Genomic DNA, 17,912 nt, shown 5'->3' on the forward strand with positions numbered 1-17,912 from the left:
ATAAAGATAATAAGAATGTATTTATAATTTTGAAAAGATTTTAAAACTAATTAAAAAACTCGAAAATTATGAAAACGAACCTCTTAGGATATCCCAGAATAGGAAGTAAAAGGGAACTTAAAAAATCTTCTGAAGCCTATTGGAAACATGAAATATCGTTAGAAAATCATTTAAAAAATGCTGCTAAAATTAGACAAGACAATTGGGTCTATCAACATGAACACGGTATCGATTTAATTCCGTCTAACGACTTTTCATTATACGATCAAGTTTTAGATTTAACACTTACTCTAGGATGTATTCCTGAGCGCTACACCGACATAAAATTAAAAGAAAATCCGTTAGATTTATATTACGCCATGGCACGTGGTATACAAAAAGATGGTTTCGATATTACAGCTATGGAAATGACTAAATGGTTTGATACCAATTACCATTACATTGTACCAGAATTTAGAAAAAATCAGGCTTTTGAACTCTTAAATTTAAAAGCTGTAAACGAATTTAAGGAAGCTTTAGATTTAGGTATAAAAACAAAACCAGTGTTAATTGGCCCCGTTACGTTTTTACTATTAGGAAAAGAAACAGAACCTAATTTTCATCGTATAGATTTACTAGAAAATTTACTTCCTGTATATTTTAAATTAGTTGAAAAATTAATCGACGCCGGAGCAGAATATATTCAATTTGACGAACCTTGTTTAACCACAGATTTATCTATAAAAGAACAAGAAGCGATTACCAAAACCTATACAAAATTAGCAGAAACATTTCCTGATTTAAAAATTATACTAGCTAATTATTTTGACTGTTATGGCGAGAATTTAAAAACGGTTTTAAAACTTCCTGTACACGCCTTACACCTAGATTTAATAAGATGTCCGTTACAATTAGATGACATTTTAAATGCGGATGAATTTAATAAAAAAACCATTTTATCCTTAGGTGTTATTGATGGTAGAAATATTTGGAAAAATGATTTTGAGCAGAGTTTAAAATACATTAAAAAAGCCACAACTATTTTAGGAAAAGATAAAGTTTGGATTGGTTCTTCATGTTCGCTATTACATAGTCCCATAGATTTAAATTTAGAACAAAAATTACCAACAGATATAAAACAATGGTTGGCATTTGCTAAACAAAAAGTTGAAGAAATAGTCAGCTTAAATTCCATAGTAACTCATCCGAATTCTGAGGAAAATATAGCAGCATTAAAAGCAAATAAACAGACAATTTTAAACAAGAGTACCTCTAAATTAATTCATAATGACGCTGTAAAAAATAGAGTATCAAAATTAACTCCAAAAGATAGTTCTAGACAGTCTATTTTTAAGCAAAGACAGAGTCAGCAAAAAAGTATTTTAAATTTACCGTTATTCCCTACAACAACCATTGGTTCTTTTCCACAAACCAAAGCCGTTAGAAGTTGGCGTTCTAAATTTAAAAAAGGTGAAATTTTACAAACTGAATACGATGATTTAATTGAAAATGAAATTAAAGAAACCATCCGTTTTCAAGAATCAATAGGCTTAGATGTTTTAGTACATGGCGAGTTTGAAAGAAACGACATGGTAGAATATTTTGGGGAGCAATTAAATGGCTTTGCATTTACCAATTTTGGTTGGGTACAAAGTTACGGGAGCCGTTGTGTAAAACCACCAATTATTTTTGGAGATGTATCTAGAGAACACCCGATGACAGTTAATTGGACGGCCTATGCGCAATCCTTAACAGATATTCCAGTAAAAGGTATGCTTACCGGTCCAGTAACCATTTTACAGTGGTCGTTTGTACGTAACGATCAACCTAGAGCTACAACTTGTAAACAAATTGCTCTAGCGATACGCGATGAAGTCCTAGATTTAGAATCTGCTGGTGTAAAAGTGATTCAAATAGATGAACCTGCAATTAGAGAAGGATTGCCATTACGAAAAGAAGATTGGCAAGCCTATTTAAATTGGGCGATTACATCTTTTAAAATTTCGTCCTGTGGCGTTGCAGATAGTACACAAATTCACACACATATGTGTTATGCAGAATTTAATGATATAATTGATAGCGTTGCAGCCTTAGATGCCGATGTAATTACTATTGAAACCTCACGTTCTAATATGGAATTATTAGATGCTTTTGTAGATTATAAATATCCAAATGAAATTGGACCTGGTGTTTACGATATCCATTCGCCAAGAATACCAAGTTCTGAAGAAATTGAAGGTTTACTAGAAAAAGCATGCAACTTATTACCTATCGAACACATTTGGGTAAATCCAGATTGCGGACTAAAAACAAGAGATTGGCCAGAAACTAAAGTAGCACTTACGCACTTAGTAAATACAGCAAAAAAATTACGAGAAAAATTCCAAATTGAAGCTTAGTAAAAAAAGAAATCCAGAGCTATTTTATAAAAATACTCTGGATTTTATATGTTTAATCTAACGGACTCATTTGTTCTAATGTATCCTTTAAAATTTCTTTTTCATTCGGAAAAAATCCTTGAAGCAGTAACAATACACCAAAACCTAAAATAACAAGAGATACTATTTTTTTCGTTTTGAAAATAATACGAGGCGTAAGCTTATTTCTTAATGCTTTAGCCGCTAGAATTTTAAAAATATCTACAATAAAATAAACGGCCAGAATGGTTCCTAGAAACACATGAATACCAAATTCATTATCGGTCATAGAATTACCAATAACAATAAAACTAAGCCAACCTAAAAGGACACCTACGTTTATAAAATTCAATAAAAAGCCTTTCATAAAAAGCTTTCCATAATTCTTTTGAACTTCTACACTATGATATTCTCTTAGAATTGTACGAAATGATTTTTGCGCTTTCACGAATGAAATAACACCATAAACCACAAGTAACATCCCTCCAAAAACAAAGAAATTAGGATCGTCTTTAATGCGATCTAGTATGCGACTCGTACTGTAAAAGGCCACAACTATAAAAAAAGCATCGGCAAGAATAACACCTAAATCAAATATAAGAGCGCTCTTAAACCCCTTTGTAGCACTAGTTTCTAGTAATACAAAAAAAACTGGTCCAATAGTAAAGGATAACAATATTCCGAAGGGAATTGCTCTTAAAATGTCTTCTAACATATCATGCGATCTCTATCGCAAATTTAGTAAAACTTAAAGGAATTAGTCCACTCTTAGGATTCTTCCGCCTAAAACTTTGTTTTCATTTACTTCTTCAGGTTTTCCGTAAATATAAATATCACCTCCCGCACGGATGGTAGCATCTACAGTTTTAGATGCTTTTACATGGGCTTCACCAGCTGCATGAATCGATACCTTAGAGGTTTCAGATTCTAATAATTGGCCATTATAAATACCACCAGTTAAAATACTTATTTGCTCGTTTTTAGAAGTTCCTTTTGTTGTAATATCTCCACCAGTGATAGATTTTACAACAACAAACGACGTCTTTAAAGGCACATCTATTTTAGCACCTTCCTGAGCTCTTAACTCAATTTCGAATTGCTCTATAACATCTTTAGAACTTACAGAAGAACCTTCATTAACGTCGATAACGTCTATAGATGTGTAGTACACATTTACTTTAGTATCTTCACCATTAAAGCTATTATCAAGGCTCATTCTAACTTTTAAGGTTCCATTTTTATTCACCGTTTCAACATGCTTCGCGCTGTTCCCAGTGATTTCAACTTTGTTAATATCGGATTTAATAAGATTAACTTGAATTAAATCGTAAACCTTAAGTTCTTTAAATTCTCCTACTGTTTTTTCCACTTTTTCCTGAGCATGTAATCCTAAAGATAAACAGGCTATAAATAATACTACTAACTGTTTCATTTTCAATTTATAATAAAATTATTCTAAAATTTAAAATACGATGAAAACCTGAACTTATTTCAAATTTTCATCGTTCAATGAACACCAATAAAATGAATTCGATTGATGTGTTTTCTATAAATTTTTATTCGTTTGGTTTTCCAATAAGGTTAAAATCAAGGTGTTTTTTTACCAAATCGGTATCTCTAACTTTTACAATAACCTCGTCTCCTAACTGATACATTTTCTTAGATTCACGTCCGATAATTGCAAACTGACTTTCGTCGAATTCGTAATAATCGCCTTTAATATCGCGAGTTCTCACCATTCCTTCACATTTATTATCGATAATTTCAACATAAATTCCCCAGTCGGTAACTCCAGAAATTACACCCACAAATTCCTCATCTTGATGATCTTGCATAAAACGAATCTGCATATATTTAATCGAGTCACGTTCTGCTTTAGTCGCTAAATATTCCATGCTACTAGAATGCTTACATTTCTCTTCGTAAATCGCTTCGTTAGCCGATTTTCCGCCGTCTAAATATTGCTGTAACAAACGGTGTGCCATGACATCTGGATAACGACGAATTGGCGATGTAAAATGACTATAATAATCGAAAGCCAAACCATAATGCCCAATATTGTGCGTGGTATATTCAGCTTTACTCATGGTACGAATCGCTAAAGTATCGACTAAATTTTGTTCTTTTTTACCAACAACATCACTTAATAAACTATTTAGTGAAGACGAAATTGATTTACTATCTTTAAAGTTTAATTTGTAACCGAACTTAGCCACCACATTTTGGAGCGCTTGCAATTTACTTTCGTCTGGCTCGTCGTGAACACGGTATACAAACGTTTTTTCTGGTTTTTGTTTTCCAACAAATTCAGATACTTTTCTGTTAGCCAACAACATAAATTCTTCAATTAATTTATTGGCATCTGCAGATGTTTTAAAGAACACACCTATCGGATTACTTTCTGCATCTAAATTGAATTTAACTTCAACCTTATCAAACGAAATGGCACCAGAACTCATACGTCTACTACGCATAATTTTAGCTAAATCGTCCATTTTTAAAACGGCATCTGCAATAGCCTGATCTGCTAAATAGGTTTCTCCAGTTAAAGAAACTTCGGCTGGGATAGTATTTGTTTTACTGTCTATAATTGCTTGGGCTTCTTCGTAAGCAAAACGCGCATCACTGTACGTTACTGTACGACCAAACCATTCGTTAACAACTTCGGCTTTATTATTTAATTCGAAAACTGCCGAAAACGTATATTTTTCTTCATGCGGACGTAAAGAACACGCATTATTTGATAAAATTTCTGGAAGCATCGGTACCACACGATCTACCAAATACACAGAAGTCGCACGCTCGTAAGCTTCATCGTCTAAAATTGTACCTTCTTGAACGTAATGAGAAACATCGGCAATATGAATTCCGATTTCAAAATTTCCATTTTCTAAAACTTCATAAGATAACGCATCATCAAAATCTTTTGCATCTTTCGGATCTATCGTAAACGTTAAGACTTTACGCATATCGCGACGTTTTTTAATTTCGTCTTCGGTAATCGATGTATCTATATTGTTTGCAAACTCTTCAACCTCTACAGGAAATTCGTAAGGCAATCCGTAATCGGCTAATATGGAATGAATTTCGGTATTATGTTCTCCAGGTTTCCCTAAAACTTTTAAAATTCTTCCGTTAGGAGAATCGGCTTTATCTGGCCAATCTTCTAGACTTACTAACACTTTATCACCATCTTCTGCGCCATTAATTTTATTAATTGGCACAAAAATATCTTTATACATTTTATTACCATCAACCACTACAAAAGCGTAGTTTTTACTTAGCTGAATAGCACCAACATACTCTGTTTTAGCACGTTTAATTATTCTAGTAATTTCACCTTCTAACTTCCCTTGTTTAAGGCGTTTGTAAACATAAAGTTCTACTTCGTCGCCATTTAAGGCTTTGTTTATATTATTTGAAGCAATATAAATATCGTCGTCAAAATCTTCGCAAACTACATAACCAGACCCTTTAGCTGTAGAATCTAAAATTCCAGTATGGTATTCGGTATTAACAACGGCTTTAAATTTACCGCGTTCTACTTCTTCTATTTCTTTTTTAGCAAGTAATTGTTGAAGTGTTTTTATAATTTGATTTCTACTACTGGCATCATTTACTTCCAGTATAGCACCTATTTGTTTGTAATTAAAGGTCTTATTACGGTCCTTTCTTAGAATATTTAAAATCGTTTGGGAGAGATTAGAAATTCCTTTTGAAGCTTTCTTTTTTCGCTTTCTTGTCATAATCTTCATTTGAATTATAACAAAGCTACATTTTAAAAACTAAATCATAGTTTCTTTATTAAGAAGTTTAACTATTCTTTTAAAATTCAAATCAATTTCAGTTTACAAATAGAGTTATCCACATATATATATATATAATTAGTTTTCTTTTAAAATTTAAAAAAATAAATGGTGCTTATTATAGTCTGTTAATAGCGGTATAACTTTTTTAGGTTTTATTTTGATTTCATTTAGTTAGTAATCTGTCTATACGAAGTGAACATCTTGTTAGACTATTAAAGTGTTTATTTTGAAGTGTTTTTATAAGGTTGTTAACAATTGTTGATAACGTGAATTCACAGTAAAAGTTTAATAAAAAATTAAAAATTTGATGTTTATATGAGTTGATTTTGGTCTAAGAACTTTTCTAAAGAAAATGAGTTAAATTTTAGGAGTGTATTAGATAATGTTTGGTTGTAAAAATAATCGGTATTTAAAAGAAAAAGTTTCAAAAAGTAATCAAGAGATATTAACAATTAATTAATACTAATTCCGATTTTATGAACAATTGTTACGTAAACGTTTATAAATGGTATACTTACTATCAAATTCATAATTAAAATAGGTATGTAAAGTGTTTAATTATTAGGCTTTTAGGTAGGTTATTAACCATCATTTCGTACATTTACAACTGTAATAATTCTAACAGTATTACATTAAAAATAACTAAAAAATAGTACAATACATTATGAAGATTTCAATAGGAAATGATCACGCAGGAACAGATTATAAATTTGCTATCGTAAAGCATTTAGAAGCAAAGGGATACGTTGTTAACAACTATGGTACCGATGCTTCGGACAGTGTTGATTACCCAGATTTTGTACATCCAGTGGCTTTAGATGTTACTAATAAGACTGTAGATTTTGGTATCATTATCTGCGGAAGTGGAAATGGTGCAAACATGACGGCTAACAAACATCAAGAAATTCGTTCTGCTTTATGTTGGTCTAAAGAAATCGTTGTTTTAGCAAGACAACATAACGATGCTAATATATTAAGTATTCCAGCACGTTATACTGCTGTACAGCAAGCGATAGAAATGGTAGATGCATTTTTAGAAACTGCTTTCGAAGGTGGTCGTCACCAAAACCGTGTAAATAAAATTCCAGTAAGTTGTTAAATGTCACCTACTCACGAACATAATCATGAACACCCTAGTTTAAAAGGTAGAAATTTAATTATTTCTATTTTTCTAAACATACTTATAACATTAAGTCAGGCTATTGGTGGATTAATTTCCGGTAGCCTGTCTTTATTAAGTGATGCCTTACATAATTTTACAGATGTTATATCTTTAATAGTAAGTTATGTTGCAAATAGACTGTCTAAACAAAAAGCATCTATGGGGAAAACATTTGGTTATAAACGTGCAGAAATTTTAGCAGCTTTTATAAACGCATCCACGTTAATAATTATTGCAATTCTTTTAATTATTGAAGCTTTTAAACGTTTTAAACATCCAGAACCTATCGCGTCTGATCTCGTTATTTGGTTATCCCTCTTAGGTATTTTAGCAAATGGTTTTAGTGTATTGTTATTAAAAGCAGATTCCCAGTCTAACCTTAATATGCGTAGTGCTTATCTGCATTTATTTACAGATATGATGGCTAGTGTGGCTGTTTTAATAGGTGGTTTACTCATGAAATATTTTCAAGTATATTGGGTAGACAGTGTGCTTACTTTTTTAATTGGAATTTATCTTATTTGGGTGGGTTTAGATTTGTTAATAACCTCTACAAAAATGATTATGCTCTTTACACCGTCTCATATTAATTTAAATGATGTGGTTAAAGAAATAAATCAAATACCTAAAGTGAATAAGTTACATCATGTTCATATTTGGAATTTAAATGATGATGAATTGCATTTAGAAGCGCATTTAGATTTTAAAGAAGATATTTCATTAACCGAATTCAATGTGATTTTGTTTGAGATTGAAACAATTTTAGGTGGAAAATTTAATATTAATCATGTTAATATTCAGCCTGAATTTAATAGAGAAGATCCTAAAGAAATTATAGTTCAAGATTAAATAAGGTTGTCATTTTTAAATATGAAATTAAACGGATATTTACTTCGAATAGGATTCCTCTTTATAAATGTATGTTTATTAGTATCTTGTGAGCAAATTATTGAAAATGCAACCGACGAATTAATTCCAGAACCTGAGTCTCTTATGGTGGGGTTACTTAATAATACACCCTATAATTGGAAACGTGCAGAAATACGGTCAGGTAATCTTATTCAAAATTATGACAGTACAATTAAAGGTGCATTTAGTTTCTATAAACCGTTTAATAGTATACATTCGGAGGCTGTTATTTTAATTCAAACTGAACAGGAAATATTTCGCTATACCCCAAAATTTTATGATGAATCTACAGAAGTTACTGAAGGTACATTTTATTTTGAAGTCAGTTTAGTCGATTTAAAAACCTTAGATATAAAAAGAAAATCGTTTTAATTATGTTAGATATTACTATTAAATTCTTCGAAGAATTAACCACCACCGAATTGTATGCATTATTACAATTACGAAGTGAAGTTTTTGTTGTAGAACAAAATTGTGTCTATCAAGATATTGATGGTAAGGACAATAAGGCCTTACATGTTTTAGGATTTAAAAATTATGAATTAGTAGCTTATACTAGAATTTTTAATTCAGGCGATTATTTTGAAAATGCGAGTATTGGTCGTGTAATTGTAAAGGAATCTGAGCGTACCCATAAATACGGTTACGATATTATGAAGTCTTCCATTCAAGCTATTAGTACGAAGTTTGATGAAACCACCATTAAAATTTCTGCTCAGAAACACTTAGAATCCTTTTATAATAACTTAGGATTTGTAGCAGTTTCAGAACCTTATTTAGAAGATGGAATTCCACATATCGGCATGCTTTTAAAACCGTAATTATTTAGTTAAAAAGCCTCTATAGGTTGTTGCATTACTTAATATTTCGGTAGCGCGTTCTATTTCTGGATTGTGTGTTTTGTAGTAATCGTAAACACCTTCTCTGTACACATATCGTTTTACAATTTCGTCTGTTAATAAACTTGTTAATTGCGCTTTATTTTCGTCTATACCCTCTATTTTTGAGGTCTTTAGGTTGTTAATAAGTGTGTTGTAATCCTTCTGAATATTATCGTCCAATCCTTCTTTTTTAGCACTTTCGAATGCCTTTGTTAAGGCTTTTTCTGTTTCTGTTTCGAAACTAAAATCATTCGTTTTTAAATATTTCTTGAAGTCCGAAAAATCTGAATCTGCTAATTTAAAGGCATCAACGTTTTTAATAGTCTGATGTTTGTAATAATAACTAGTAGCGTAATCGAAAATATAATCATTTTGTAAAATAGCAGTGGTAATTGCAGATGTTTTTGTGATGTCTAAAGCTTCATCTGGCAACACTCCACCACCATCAAAAACAGGTCTTCCGTTTTTAGTTTTAAACTCATGGTAGTTGTCTTTAGAAATTCTAACGGCATCGCCTTTTTCGTTCCGATGCCAATAATCTAGCGCCTGAATACAACGGCCTGAAGGCGTGTAATATCTAGAAATAGTAAGTTTTAATTGGGTTCCGTAGGTTAATTGTTTCGGACGTTGTACTAATCCTTTTCCAAAACTTCTAGAACCAAGCACAACACCACGGTCTAAATCTTGAAGCGTTCCTGCTACAATTTCACTTGCCGATGCACTACGTCCGTTAATTAAAACTACAACTGGAATTTCGACATCTAAAGCTTCCTTTTGAGTGTAATACGTTTTATTGAATTTTTTAACTTTAGATTTAGTAGTAACCACCAACTGATTTTTCGGAACAAAAATATTCACGACATTTACAGCTTCGTGTAATAAACCTCCTGGGTTATCACGTAAATCTAAAATGATATTTTTCGCACCTTGCGCTTTTAAATATTTTACTGCGTAGGCCGTTTGAGAAGAGGCTTTACTATTAAACTGACTTAAAACTATGTATCCAGTTTCTTCATTTATCATAGAAAAATAAGGCACTGCGCTAATTTCTACTTCTGCCCTATTTATAGTTGCTGTTTGTGTTTTTCCTTGACGTTTAAATGTAACATCTACACGAGTTCCAGAAGTTCCTTTTAATAGATCTCCTTTATCGTCTTTAAAGGTTTCTAAATCTATGTTTCCAATCTTAATAATTTCGTCGCCAGCCTTTAAACCTGCTTTATCGGCAGGATAATCTTTATAGGGTTCTATGATAACTAATTTATCTTTAAGCGTCTTTACACGTGCACCAATACCCGTATAATCCCCTGTATTATTAATTCTAGCCGCTTCTACATCTTGTTCGTTCATAAACGTCGTGTATGGATCTAAATCTTTTAACATGCTCTTTATAGCGGTGTCCATTAAATCTGCCGGATTGGTTTCGTCGACATAATTCATGTTCAATTCTTTATAAAGCGTGGTGAAAATTTCTATTTGCTTCGCTATTTCAAAAAAATCGTTCTGAAATGCCGTGGTCGAAAAAAAGATTGTTAACGCTAAAACAGGAATAAGAATCTTCTTTTTTAATAATGTTTTCATGTGTAAAAAGGTATATTATACTACAAGTTTTCAGCTTCAGCTTTTATAAATTTTTGAAATAATGTTATCATTTTTTTTTCAATAAATTCATAACTCGGCATGTCTTTATTAGAATACATAATCATAAACGCATATGGCCCTGAAACAGCAGCTAGGTGTTCATTTTTATTTAGTCTATAGGCTTCTCTTAATAAGCGTTTTATACGGTTTCTGTCTACTGCCAATTTAAAATTTCGCTTACTTACAGAAACTCCAGTTTTTAAGGAAACATTATCTTCAAAATTGGTTTTTATATAAACTAATCGCAGCGGATATGCAGATACCGTTTTTCCTTCTGCAAAAAGTTTATCTATGGTAATTTTACTTTTAAGTTTTTCGGTTTTACCGTAAGTTTGCTTCATAAATTAAATGTCGGAACTGTTTAAAATAGTTACCCCGTGTTGTTTTAAATCTAGAATTGCTGCCTGATAAACAGTTTCAGAAATATAACGCGTCGCATCTGTAATATAGTATGTTTTAAATCCTAAACTTTGGGCATCTTTAGCGGTGAAATAAACACAGTAATCTGCTGCTAAACCACAAACATAGACTTCGGTAACATTCATACTTTTTAAATACGCTTCTAAACCTGTATGTTGGGTTTTATTATTATCGAAAAATGCACTGTAACTATCCACTGTAACAGTCATACCTTTTCTAAAAATAGCAGCGACTGCATCTGTATTTAATTCTAATGAAAACGCTGCACCGCTTGTTCCTTGCACACAATGATTTGGCCATAGTACTTGATTTTGACCTTCTAATTGGATCATATCAAACACATTTTTATTATGGTGATTACTCGCAAAACTAGCATGATTTTCGGGATGCCAATCTTGAGAAGCGACGACCAAATCGAATTTAGATTGCAGAGTATTTATTAACGGAATAATCTCGTCTCCTTTTGGTACAGCAAGTGCACCGCCAGGTAAAAAGTCATTCTGAATATCTACTAGAATAAGTGCTTTCATTACGAATCCAGTTTTTCTTTTTTTAATTGATCTCTTAGTTGTTCTAATTCTGGGCTTAATCCAACTTTATAGACATGCGGATTAGCAAAACGTTTATGTTCTACAGGTAATTTTGAAAGATTTTCTTCCGCAATTTTAACTAATTCTAATGTTGTTTTCTTGGTATGCACACGTTTTCCATCTATCATAACATCGTGTAATAATGCTTTAACAGAAGCATATTCTATAGGCATACGTTTATGTGTTTCAAACGGATGTGCCATCGTTTTTGGTGTGTCTAAATGGTCTAAAGTAATCGCATCTGCAATATATTGACCATCTTGATTCATATAACGGTACACCTGCTTTTTACCTGGAAAATTCATCTTTTTTAAATTTTCAGAAATTTTTATACGCGGTGTATTATTAAAACTACACAGTTTATAAACACCGTCTAAAGCGCCATTGGCTTTACCAACAACTAAATTAGTGCCCACACCATATATATCTATTTGTGCATATTGTTCTTTTAAACTCCTAATAACATGCTCGTCTAATTGGTTAGACGCTGCTATTTTTACATAATCTAATCCGGCTTGGTCTAGTTGTTTTCTAGCGGCATTAGACAAGTATGCTAAATCTCCACTATCAAGTCTAATTCCGAGTAATTTCTCACCACGAGCCTCCATTTCTTTAGCTACAATTATGGCATTAGGAACACCTTTTTTTAGGGTATCGTAAGTATCTACTAAAAGAACACAGTTAACAGGTCTAGTTTCGGCAAAATCTCTGAATGCTGTAAGTTCGTCGTCGTAACTTTGTATAAAGGCATGCGCCATAGTACCAGATACAGGAATATTAAATTCTTTTCCGGCGAGTACATTAGAGGTATAATCGAATCCGCCAATATAGGCCGATCTAGAGGCTTGGAGTCCTGCAAAACCTTGTGCACGGCGTAAACCAAATTCGGCTAAACTTTTATCTCTTCCAGCAATATATCTAATACGGCTCGCCTTAGTAGCGATAAGAGATTGAAAATTTAGACTATTTAAAATGAATGTTTCAATAATCTGACATTCAATTATGGAACCAGAAACGGTTAATATTGGACTAAAAGGAAACACAATTTCACCTTCCGACATGCTTTGAATGTGTCCAGTAAATTTAAATGTTTTTAAGTAGTTTGTATAATTAGAATCAAACCCTTGTGCTTCTAAATAATGTATATCATCTTCAGAGAACGAGATTTTTTCTAACGAATCTAGAACTTCTTCCAATCCACAAAATAAAACGTATCCGCCTTCAAAAGGATTTTTTCTAAAAAAATAATCGAAGGTTGCACTAATCTCATGTTTGTCTTTTAAAAAATAAGATTGCCCCATGGCAAGCTGATATAAATCAGTATATAAAGCAGAATTTAAATTCATATGGATGTTCTTTATTGTCTATATTTTAACCTAATATATGGTTAGTATAATTCTGAAAGCCATTTATATTTTGAGATATCAAGACCTAAAAGCAAAACAAAATTTGATATATTATTATATAAAAATAACGCATGTTTTTTACAAATGTAAGCACATGCGTTATTAATTCTTATAAACGAAAGTTTTATTACTTCGTATACACGTTATTATCCTTATCAATATCGGCCATTAATTCTTTAGCATCAATAGTAAGATCTTTAATATCTTCTTTCGATTTATTAATGGTGAATGTATAAGTTGGATAAGACCATGCCCAATCTTTTAGTTGCGTTCTCGTTTCTGTTGCTGGTTTTTCACCACGCATCATTGTTAATGGAACGTATAAATTTTCAGAAGTTCCGTCTGTATAATTAACTTCAATATCTAAAGGCATTGGCATTAACCCGATACGTTCTAAGGTTACTGTTGTCGTGTTTGCAGAACCTTCAATAGATTTAATTGCGTAATCAATTGTATTCGTAGTTTGTGTCCAATCTGTTAAATACCAATCCAATTCTAAACCAGATACTTTCTCTGCAGAACGTATAACATCGATAGGTCTTGGATGTTTAAATGAAAAATCTGTAAAGTACTTTTTAAGTGTTTCTTTTAAATTCTCTTGTCCGATTACATAGCCTAATTGTGCTAAAAATACTTCTCCTTTATTATATGCAGCAATACTATATGCCATGTTACAATCGTAACGATCGGAATGTGTAGATTGTGGTTGTTCTTTACCAGATTTTACTAAATAGTAATACCCTTGATACGCTCTTTCTGAAGGGTTTTCTTTGCTTTCCTTCATAATTTCATTCATGGCTTGATCGCTAATATAACTTGTAAACCCTTCGTCCATCCATTCGTGTTTAGACTCGTTAGAAGCTAATAAGAACTGAAACCATGTATGTGCTAATTCATGAGCTGTAACACCTACTAAACTTCCAAATTTACGCTCTCCTGTAATAAGTGTACACATTGCATACTCCATTCCACCATCTCCACCTTGAATCACAGAATATTGTTCGTACGGATACTTCCCTATTTCTGAACTAAAATATTGCATAAGCTCGACCGTTTTAGGTTGAAGCTTCTTCCAATTTTCTTTTATTGATGGATTGTTTTTATAGAAGAAATGTAATAAAGGTCCGTTTGGAACTTGCATGGTATCGTGAATATAATCAGGATCTGCAGCCCAAGTAAAATCGTGTACATTAGGCGCAATAAAATGCCAAGATAGTTTATCGCCATCTGCGGGTTTTACTGATCCTGTTTCGTAACCATGACCAATGTCGTTAGGATTTTGAAGGTATCCAGTTCCTCCAATTGTATACGTTTTATCTATATTTATAGTTACATCAAAATTACCCCAAACACCATGAAATTCTCTTCCAATATAAGGATCTGCATGCCAGCCTTCGAAATCGTATTCTGCTAATTTTGGGTACCACTGTGTCATAGATAATGCGACACCTTCTTTACTGTTTCTACCTGAACGACGGATTTGAAGCGGAATTTGTGCATCGTAATCCATATCGAATGTTACTTTTTCGCCAGGTTGAATTGGAGATTCTAGTTTCACCTCAAGAATAGTTCCTACGGTTTCGTAAGAAATAGATTTTCCATTCTGTTTAAGAGATTTTACTTTGATGTATCCTGTTTCCTCAGGTTTTAATGTTGATATTCTACTCTTTCCGTTTTCCATCATTCTACCGTCTGGATCTTCAATGCTTTGTAAACGGGCATCCATTTCGCTTCCTGGTTGAAATGCATTTAGAAATAAATGATAATATACACTTGTTAACACATCTGGAGAATTGTTAGTATACACTATTTTTTGAACACCTTTATACTGATAGGTTTCTACATCCATATCAATATTCATAGTATAATCTACATGTTGTTGCCAGTACGTAGGATCTGTTTTAGAATGTGAAGTACTAGTACTTATAGTATCCGAAGATTTACAAGATGTAAGCACTACAAGAAGTACAAAAAGTGAATAAAATATTTGTTTCATATTGAATTGGGTTTAAATAAAAAACCTCATCAAGTTTTGGTTGATGAGGTTTTTATTAATTGAATGTTTTTATTTTAATTTCGAAGCCATAATTAATGCGTTATAAGCATTAACCATTTTACCTGAAGCAGATAAGTTTGTAAAAGATTGTTCGTTGCTAGCATCTCCACCAACAACTACTTTTATTTTAATAGGTAAACCAGAATCCATTATTACTTGCTTAACTTGTGACGCAGATAATTTTGGATATTGAGAACGGATTAAAGCAGCAACACCGGCAACAGCAGGAGATGCCATAGATGTTCCTCCTTTAGTATCGTATTTATCGCTACCAGGAACTGTAGAGTATATTTCTGCTCCAGGAGCAAATACATCTACATTAATTTTTCCATAGTTAGAGAAACCAGCAACCATTTCTGGTCCGTATTTAGGAGCTAATGCACCAACTGATAAAAAGTTATCAGAAAATTCTGGTCCGTTGTCAGTATTGTCTGTAGGATAATGATGTTTTTCTTGATCTAAATCCATGCCTTCATTTCCAGCAGCCATAACCAATAATACATCGTGATCTGCAGCATATTTAATAGCATCCTGTACCCAATCACTATGTGGAGAGTAGTATTTACCAAAACTTCCATTAATTACTTTAGCACCATTGTCTACAGCATAACGAATTCCTAAAGCAACATCTTTATCGTATTCATCTCCGTTAGAAACAACTCTTAAGCTCATAATTTTTACATTATTAGCAACACCATTTGCTCCTAAACCATTGTTGCGTTCTGCAGCAATTATTCCAGTAACGTGTGTACCGTGGCTTTCAGAATCTACAGTCGGCATAACGTTTCCATTACCATAACCAACATCGGTTAAATCATCGATATTATCACCTGTTTTTCTACCCTTAAATTCCATGTTAAGGTTATAGTTTAAACGATCTGAAATACTTTCAGCACCATTTTTTAACTCTTTTTTAGCAGCATTTATATCATCAAAACCAAGGCCTAAAATATATTTAGCCATTGCTGTAGCTGTTGCTAATTCTTCGTTATCACCTGCTGTAATACTTTCAACATCAGCTAAAGTATAATCCGTTTTATTAAGTTTAGCAGCTATAATTTCGTCGGCACCAATTAATTGTTGTAATAACTGATCGTATTGCGTTTTATAGTTTATAAATTTGCCATACTCTTCATCGTATTCTTTTTGAGCTCTTTCGTAATCCGGGTTAGAAGTGTCTCCACTAGCTAGTATACGTACAAATTCTAATTGCTCTTCGTAAGTATCACCTAAAAAGTTCCATCCGTGAATATCGTCTACATATCCGTTTTTATCGTCGTCAATACCATTCCCTGGAATCTCTTTTTCGTTAGTCCAAATAACACCATCTAAATCTTCGTGCTCAATGTCGATTCCAGAATCAATTACTGCAACAATTACAGTTTTTCCAGCATTATCTTTAATAATTTCTGAGTAAGCTTTATCAACACTCATACCTGGAATAGTATCAGAAATTAGGTCTAAATGTCCCCAATTGTGTTGCTCTGTTTCAGTTATATCTGATACTTTTAATGGTGCAGTATCTATATTTTCAATAGGTGTAGATAATACTTTTGCTCCACCACCACAACTAGTTAAAATCGTTGCAGCAAAGGCAGTAATTAGAATAGGTTTAATAAAATTCATGAGTTATTTGTATGTTAATTAAATATATCGTTGCACGTATACGTGTCTTTTAAACGTACACCTTTTTCTGTATGTTGAAGTGTGATAATTTCGTTGTGCGCATCGTGCTCCAAAAATAGGTAATAATTATTATCGGCCGCTTGTTTTAAAAACTTTTCTTTCTCACCAAGGGTTATAAGCGGTCTGGTGTCGTAACCAACAACGTAAGGTAGAGGAATGTGTCCTGCTGTTGGTAATAAATCGGCCATAAATACAATGGTTTTATCCTTGTATTTAAGTTGAGGAATCATTTGTTTATCGGTATGTCCATCAACAAATAAAATATCGAATCCCAATTCACTATCTTCTAAAAAATTATCTTTAGGAAGCCCTGTGAATTTTAATTGTCCGCTTTCTTCCATCGGAATAATGTTTTCTTTAAGAAAGGAAGCACCTTCTCTAACATTGGGATGCGTGGCCCAAGCCCAATGGTCTTTATTACTCCAAAAATGTGCATTTTTAAAAGCCGGTTCGTAACCTGTTCTGTCTTTATTCCATTGAATACACCCACCAGAATGGTCAAAATGTAAGTGTGTTAAAAACACATCGGTAATATCGTCTCTATGAAATCCATACTGTTTAAGCGATGCATCTATAGAATGATTACCCCAAAGTGAATAATACCCAAAAAATTTATCAGATTGCTTATCGCCCATTCCTGTATCTATTAGAATAAGCCTGTTACCATCTTCAATTAGTAGAGATCTAGCGGCTATATCAATTAAATTATTTGAATCTGCTGGGTTTGTTCTTTGCCAAATAGTTTTAGGAACTACGCCAAACATGGCACCTCCATCTAGCTTAAAATTACCCGTTTCAATAGGATATAATTTCATGGTTTATTAATTTTACCATGTAAAGTTAAAAAGAGTGTAGCAGTTTTAATGAATTCTTAATTTTTATTAGCTCTTTTTTAACATAAAATAGCAGACAGGCACATTATTTAACCCAAAACTTTTATATATTCAACCTTTATA

General features: G+C 32.5%; 15 protein-coding genes. 5 read left to right on the plus strand and 10 right to left on the minus strand.

The window, feature by feature from the left end:
• Positions 1 to 68 precede the first annotated feature (68 nt).
• Positions 69 to 2,378: a 5-methyltetrahydropteroyltriglutamate--homocysteine S-methyltransferase gene (gene metE, locus ACFFVB_RS02925; RefSeq protein WP_382380990.1), complete on the plus strand. Its 2,310-nt coding sequence runs from the start codon at positions 69 to 71 to the stop codon at positions 2,376 to 2,378.
• Between the two features lie 52 nt (positions 2,379 to 2,430).
• On the opposite strand, the gene ACFFVB_RS02930 is transcribed toward metE, so the two are convergent.
• The 3 genes from ACFFVB_RS02930 to rnr all read right to left on the minus strand — a co-directional run bounded on the left by ACFFVB_RS02930 (position 2,431) and on the right by rnr (position 6,142).
• The gene (locus ACFFVB_RS02930) at positions 2,431 to 3,111 is read right to left on the minus strand and encodes a LysE family translocator (RefSeq protein ID WP_382380992.1); all 681 of its coding nucleotides are present in this window, start codon (positions 3,109 to 3,111) and stop codon (positions 2,431 to 2,433) included.
• Positions 3,112 to 3,153: 42 nt separating this feature from the next.
• Positions 3,154 to 3,828 (minus strand): head GIN domain-containing protein, encoded by a 675-nt coding sequence (locus ACFFVB_RS02935; RefSeq protein WP_382380994.1) that lies wholly within the window; start codon positions 3,826 to 3,828, stop codon positions 3,154 to 3,156.
• A gap of 124 nt (positions 3,829 to 3,952) precedes the next feature.
• Positions 3,953 to 6,142 (minus strand): ribonuclease R, encoded by a 2,190-nt coding sequence (rnr, locus tag ACFFVB_RS02940; RefSeq protein WP_382380996.1) that lies wholly within the window; start codon positions 6,140 to 6,142, stop codon positions 3,953 to 3,955.
• Positions 6,143 to 6,869: 727 nt separating this feature from the next.
• On the opposite strand from rnr, the gene rpiB reads away from it, so the two are divergent.
• Genes rpiB through ACFFVB_RS02960 form a run of 4 tightly spaced genes read left to right on the plus strand, consistent with a single transcriptional unit; the run spans position 6,870 to position 9,097 of the window.
• On the plus strand, positions 6,870 to 7,304 hold the full coding sequence (gene rpiB, locus ACFFVB_RS02945; RefSeq protein WP_382380998.1) for a ribose 5-phosphate isomerase B: 435 nt from the start codon (positions 6,870 to 6,872) through the stop codon (positions 7,302 to 7,304).
• The gene (locus tag ACFFVB_RS02950; RefSeq protein ID WP_382381000.1) at positions 7,305 to 8,216 is read left to right on the plus strand and encodes a cation diffusion facilitator family transporter; all 912 of its coding nucleotides are present in this window, start codon (positions 7,305 to 7,307) and stop codon (positions 8,214 to 8,216) included.
• A gap of 21 nt (positions 8,217 to 8,237) precedes the next feature.
• Complete coding sequence (locus tag ACFFVB_RS02955) at positions 8,238 to 8,648, plus strand: hypothetical protein (RefSeq protein WP_382381001.1); 411 nt, start codon at positions 8,238 to 8,240, stop codon at positions 8,646 to 8,648.
• A gap of 2 nt (positions 8,649 to 8,650) precedes the next feature.
• Complete coding sequence (locus ACFFVB_RS02960) at positions 8,651 to 9,097, plus strand: GNAT family N-acetyltransferase (RefSeq protein ID WP_382381003.1); 447 nt, start codon at positions 8,651 to 8,653, stop codon at positions 9,095 to 9,097.
• Here the strand turns inward: ACFFVB_RS02960 and ACFFVB_RS02965 are convergent, their stop codons facing one another.
• From ACFFVB_RS02965 to ACFFVB_RS02995, 7 genes are all read right to left on the minus strand, one after another.
• Positions 9,098 to 10,738 (minus strand): S41 family peptidase, encoded by a 1,641-nt coding sequence (locus ACFFVB_RS02965; RefSeq protein ID WP_382381005.1) that lies wholly within the window; start codon positions 10,736 to 10,738, stop codon positions 9,098 to 9,100.
• A 20-nt stretch (positions 10,739 to 10,758) separates the two neighbouring features.
• A complete protein-coding gene (rnpA, locus tag ACFFVB_RS02970) occupies positions 10,759 to 11,139 on the minus strand; it encodes a ribonuclease P protein component (RefSeq protein WP_382381007.1) in 381 nt (126 codons plus the stop codon).
• 3 nt (positions 11,140 to 11,142) lie between these two features.
• Complete coding sequence (gene pncA / locus ACFFVB_RS02975; protein ID WP_382381009.1) at positions 11,143 to 11,748, minus strand: bifunctional nicotinamidase/pyrazinamidase; 606 nt, start codon at positions 11,746 to 11,748, stop codon at positions 11,143 to 11,145.
• Complete coding sequence (locus ACFFVB_RS02980; protein WP_382381011.1) at positions 11,748 to 13,154, minus strand: nicotinate phosphoribosyltransferase; 1,407 nt, start codon at positions 13,152 to 13,154, stop codon at positions 11,748 to 11,750. The genes pncA and ACFFVB_RS02980 overlap by 1 nt, the downstream gene beginning before the upstream one ends.
• Before the next feature lie 187 nt (positions 13,155 to 13,341).
• Entirely contained in the window at positions 13,342 to 15,210 is a 1,869-nt protein-coding gene (locus tag ACFFVB_RS02985) for a M1 family metallopeptidase (RefSeq protein WP_382381012.1), read from the minus strand.
• Between the two features lie 69 nt (positions 15,211 to 15,279).
• Complete coding sequence (locus tag ACFFVB_RS02990; protein WP_382381014.1) at positions 15,280 to 16,896, minus strand: S8 family peptidase; 1,617 nt, start codon at positions 16,894 to 16,896, stop codon at positions 15,280 to 15,282.
• A gap of 14 nt (positions 16,897 to 16,910) precedes the next feature.
• Entirely contained in the window at positions 16,911 to 17,771 is an 861-nt protein-coding gene (locus ACFFVB_RS02995; RefSeq protein ID WP_382381016.1) for an MBL fold metallo-hydrolase, read from the minus strand.
• Between the last annotated feature and the right edge of the window lie 141 nt (positions 17,772 to 17,912).

It is taken from the genome of Formosa undariae, assembly GCF_042427615.1.
In the GTDB taxonomy this organism is placed as follows: domain Bacteria; phylum Bacteroidota; class Bacteroidia; order Flavobacteriales; family Flavobacteriaceae; genus Formosa; species Formosa undariae.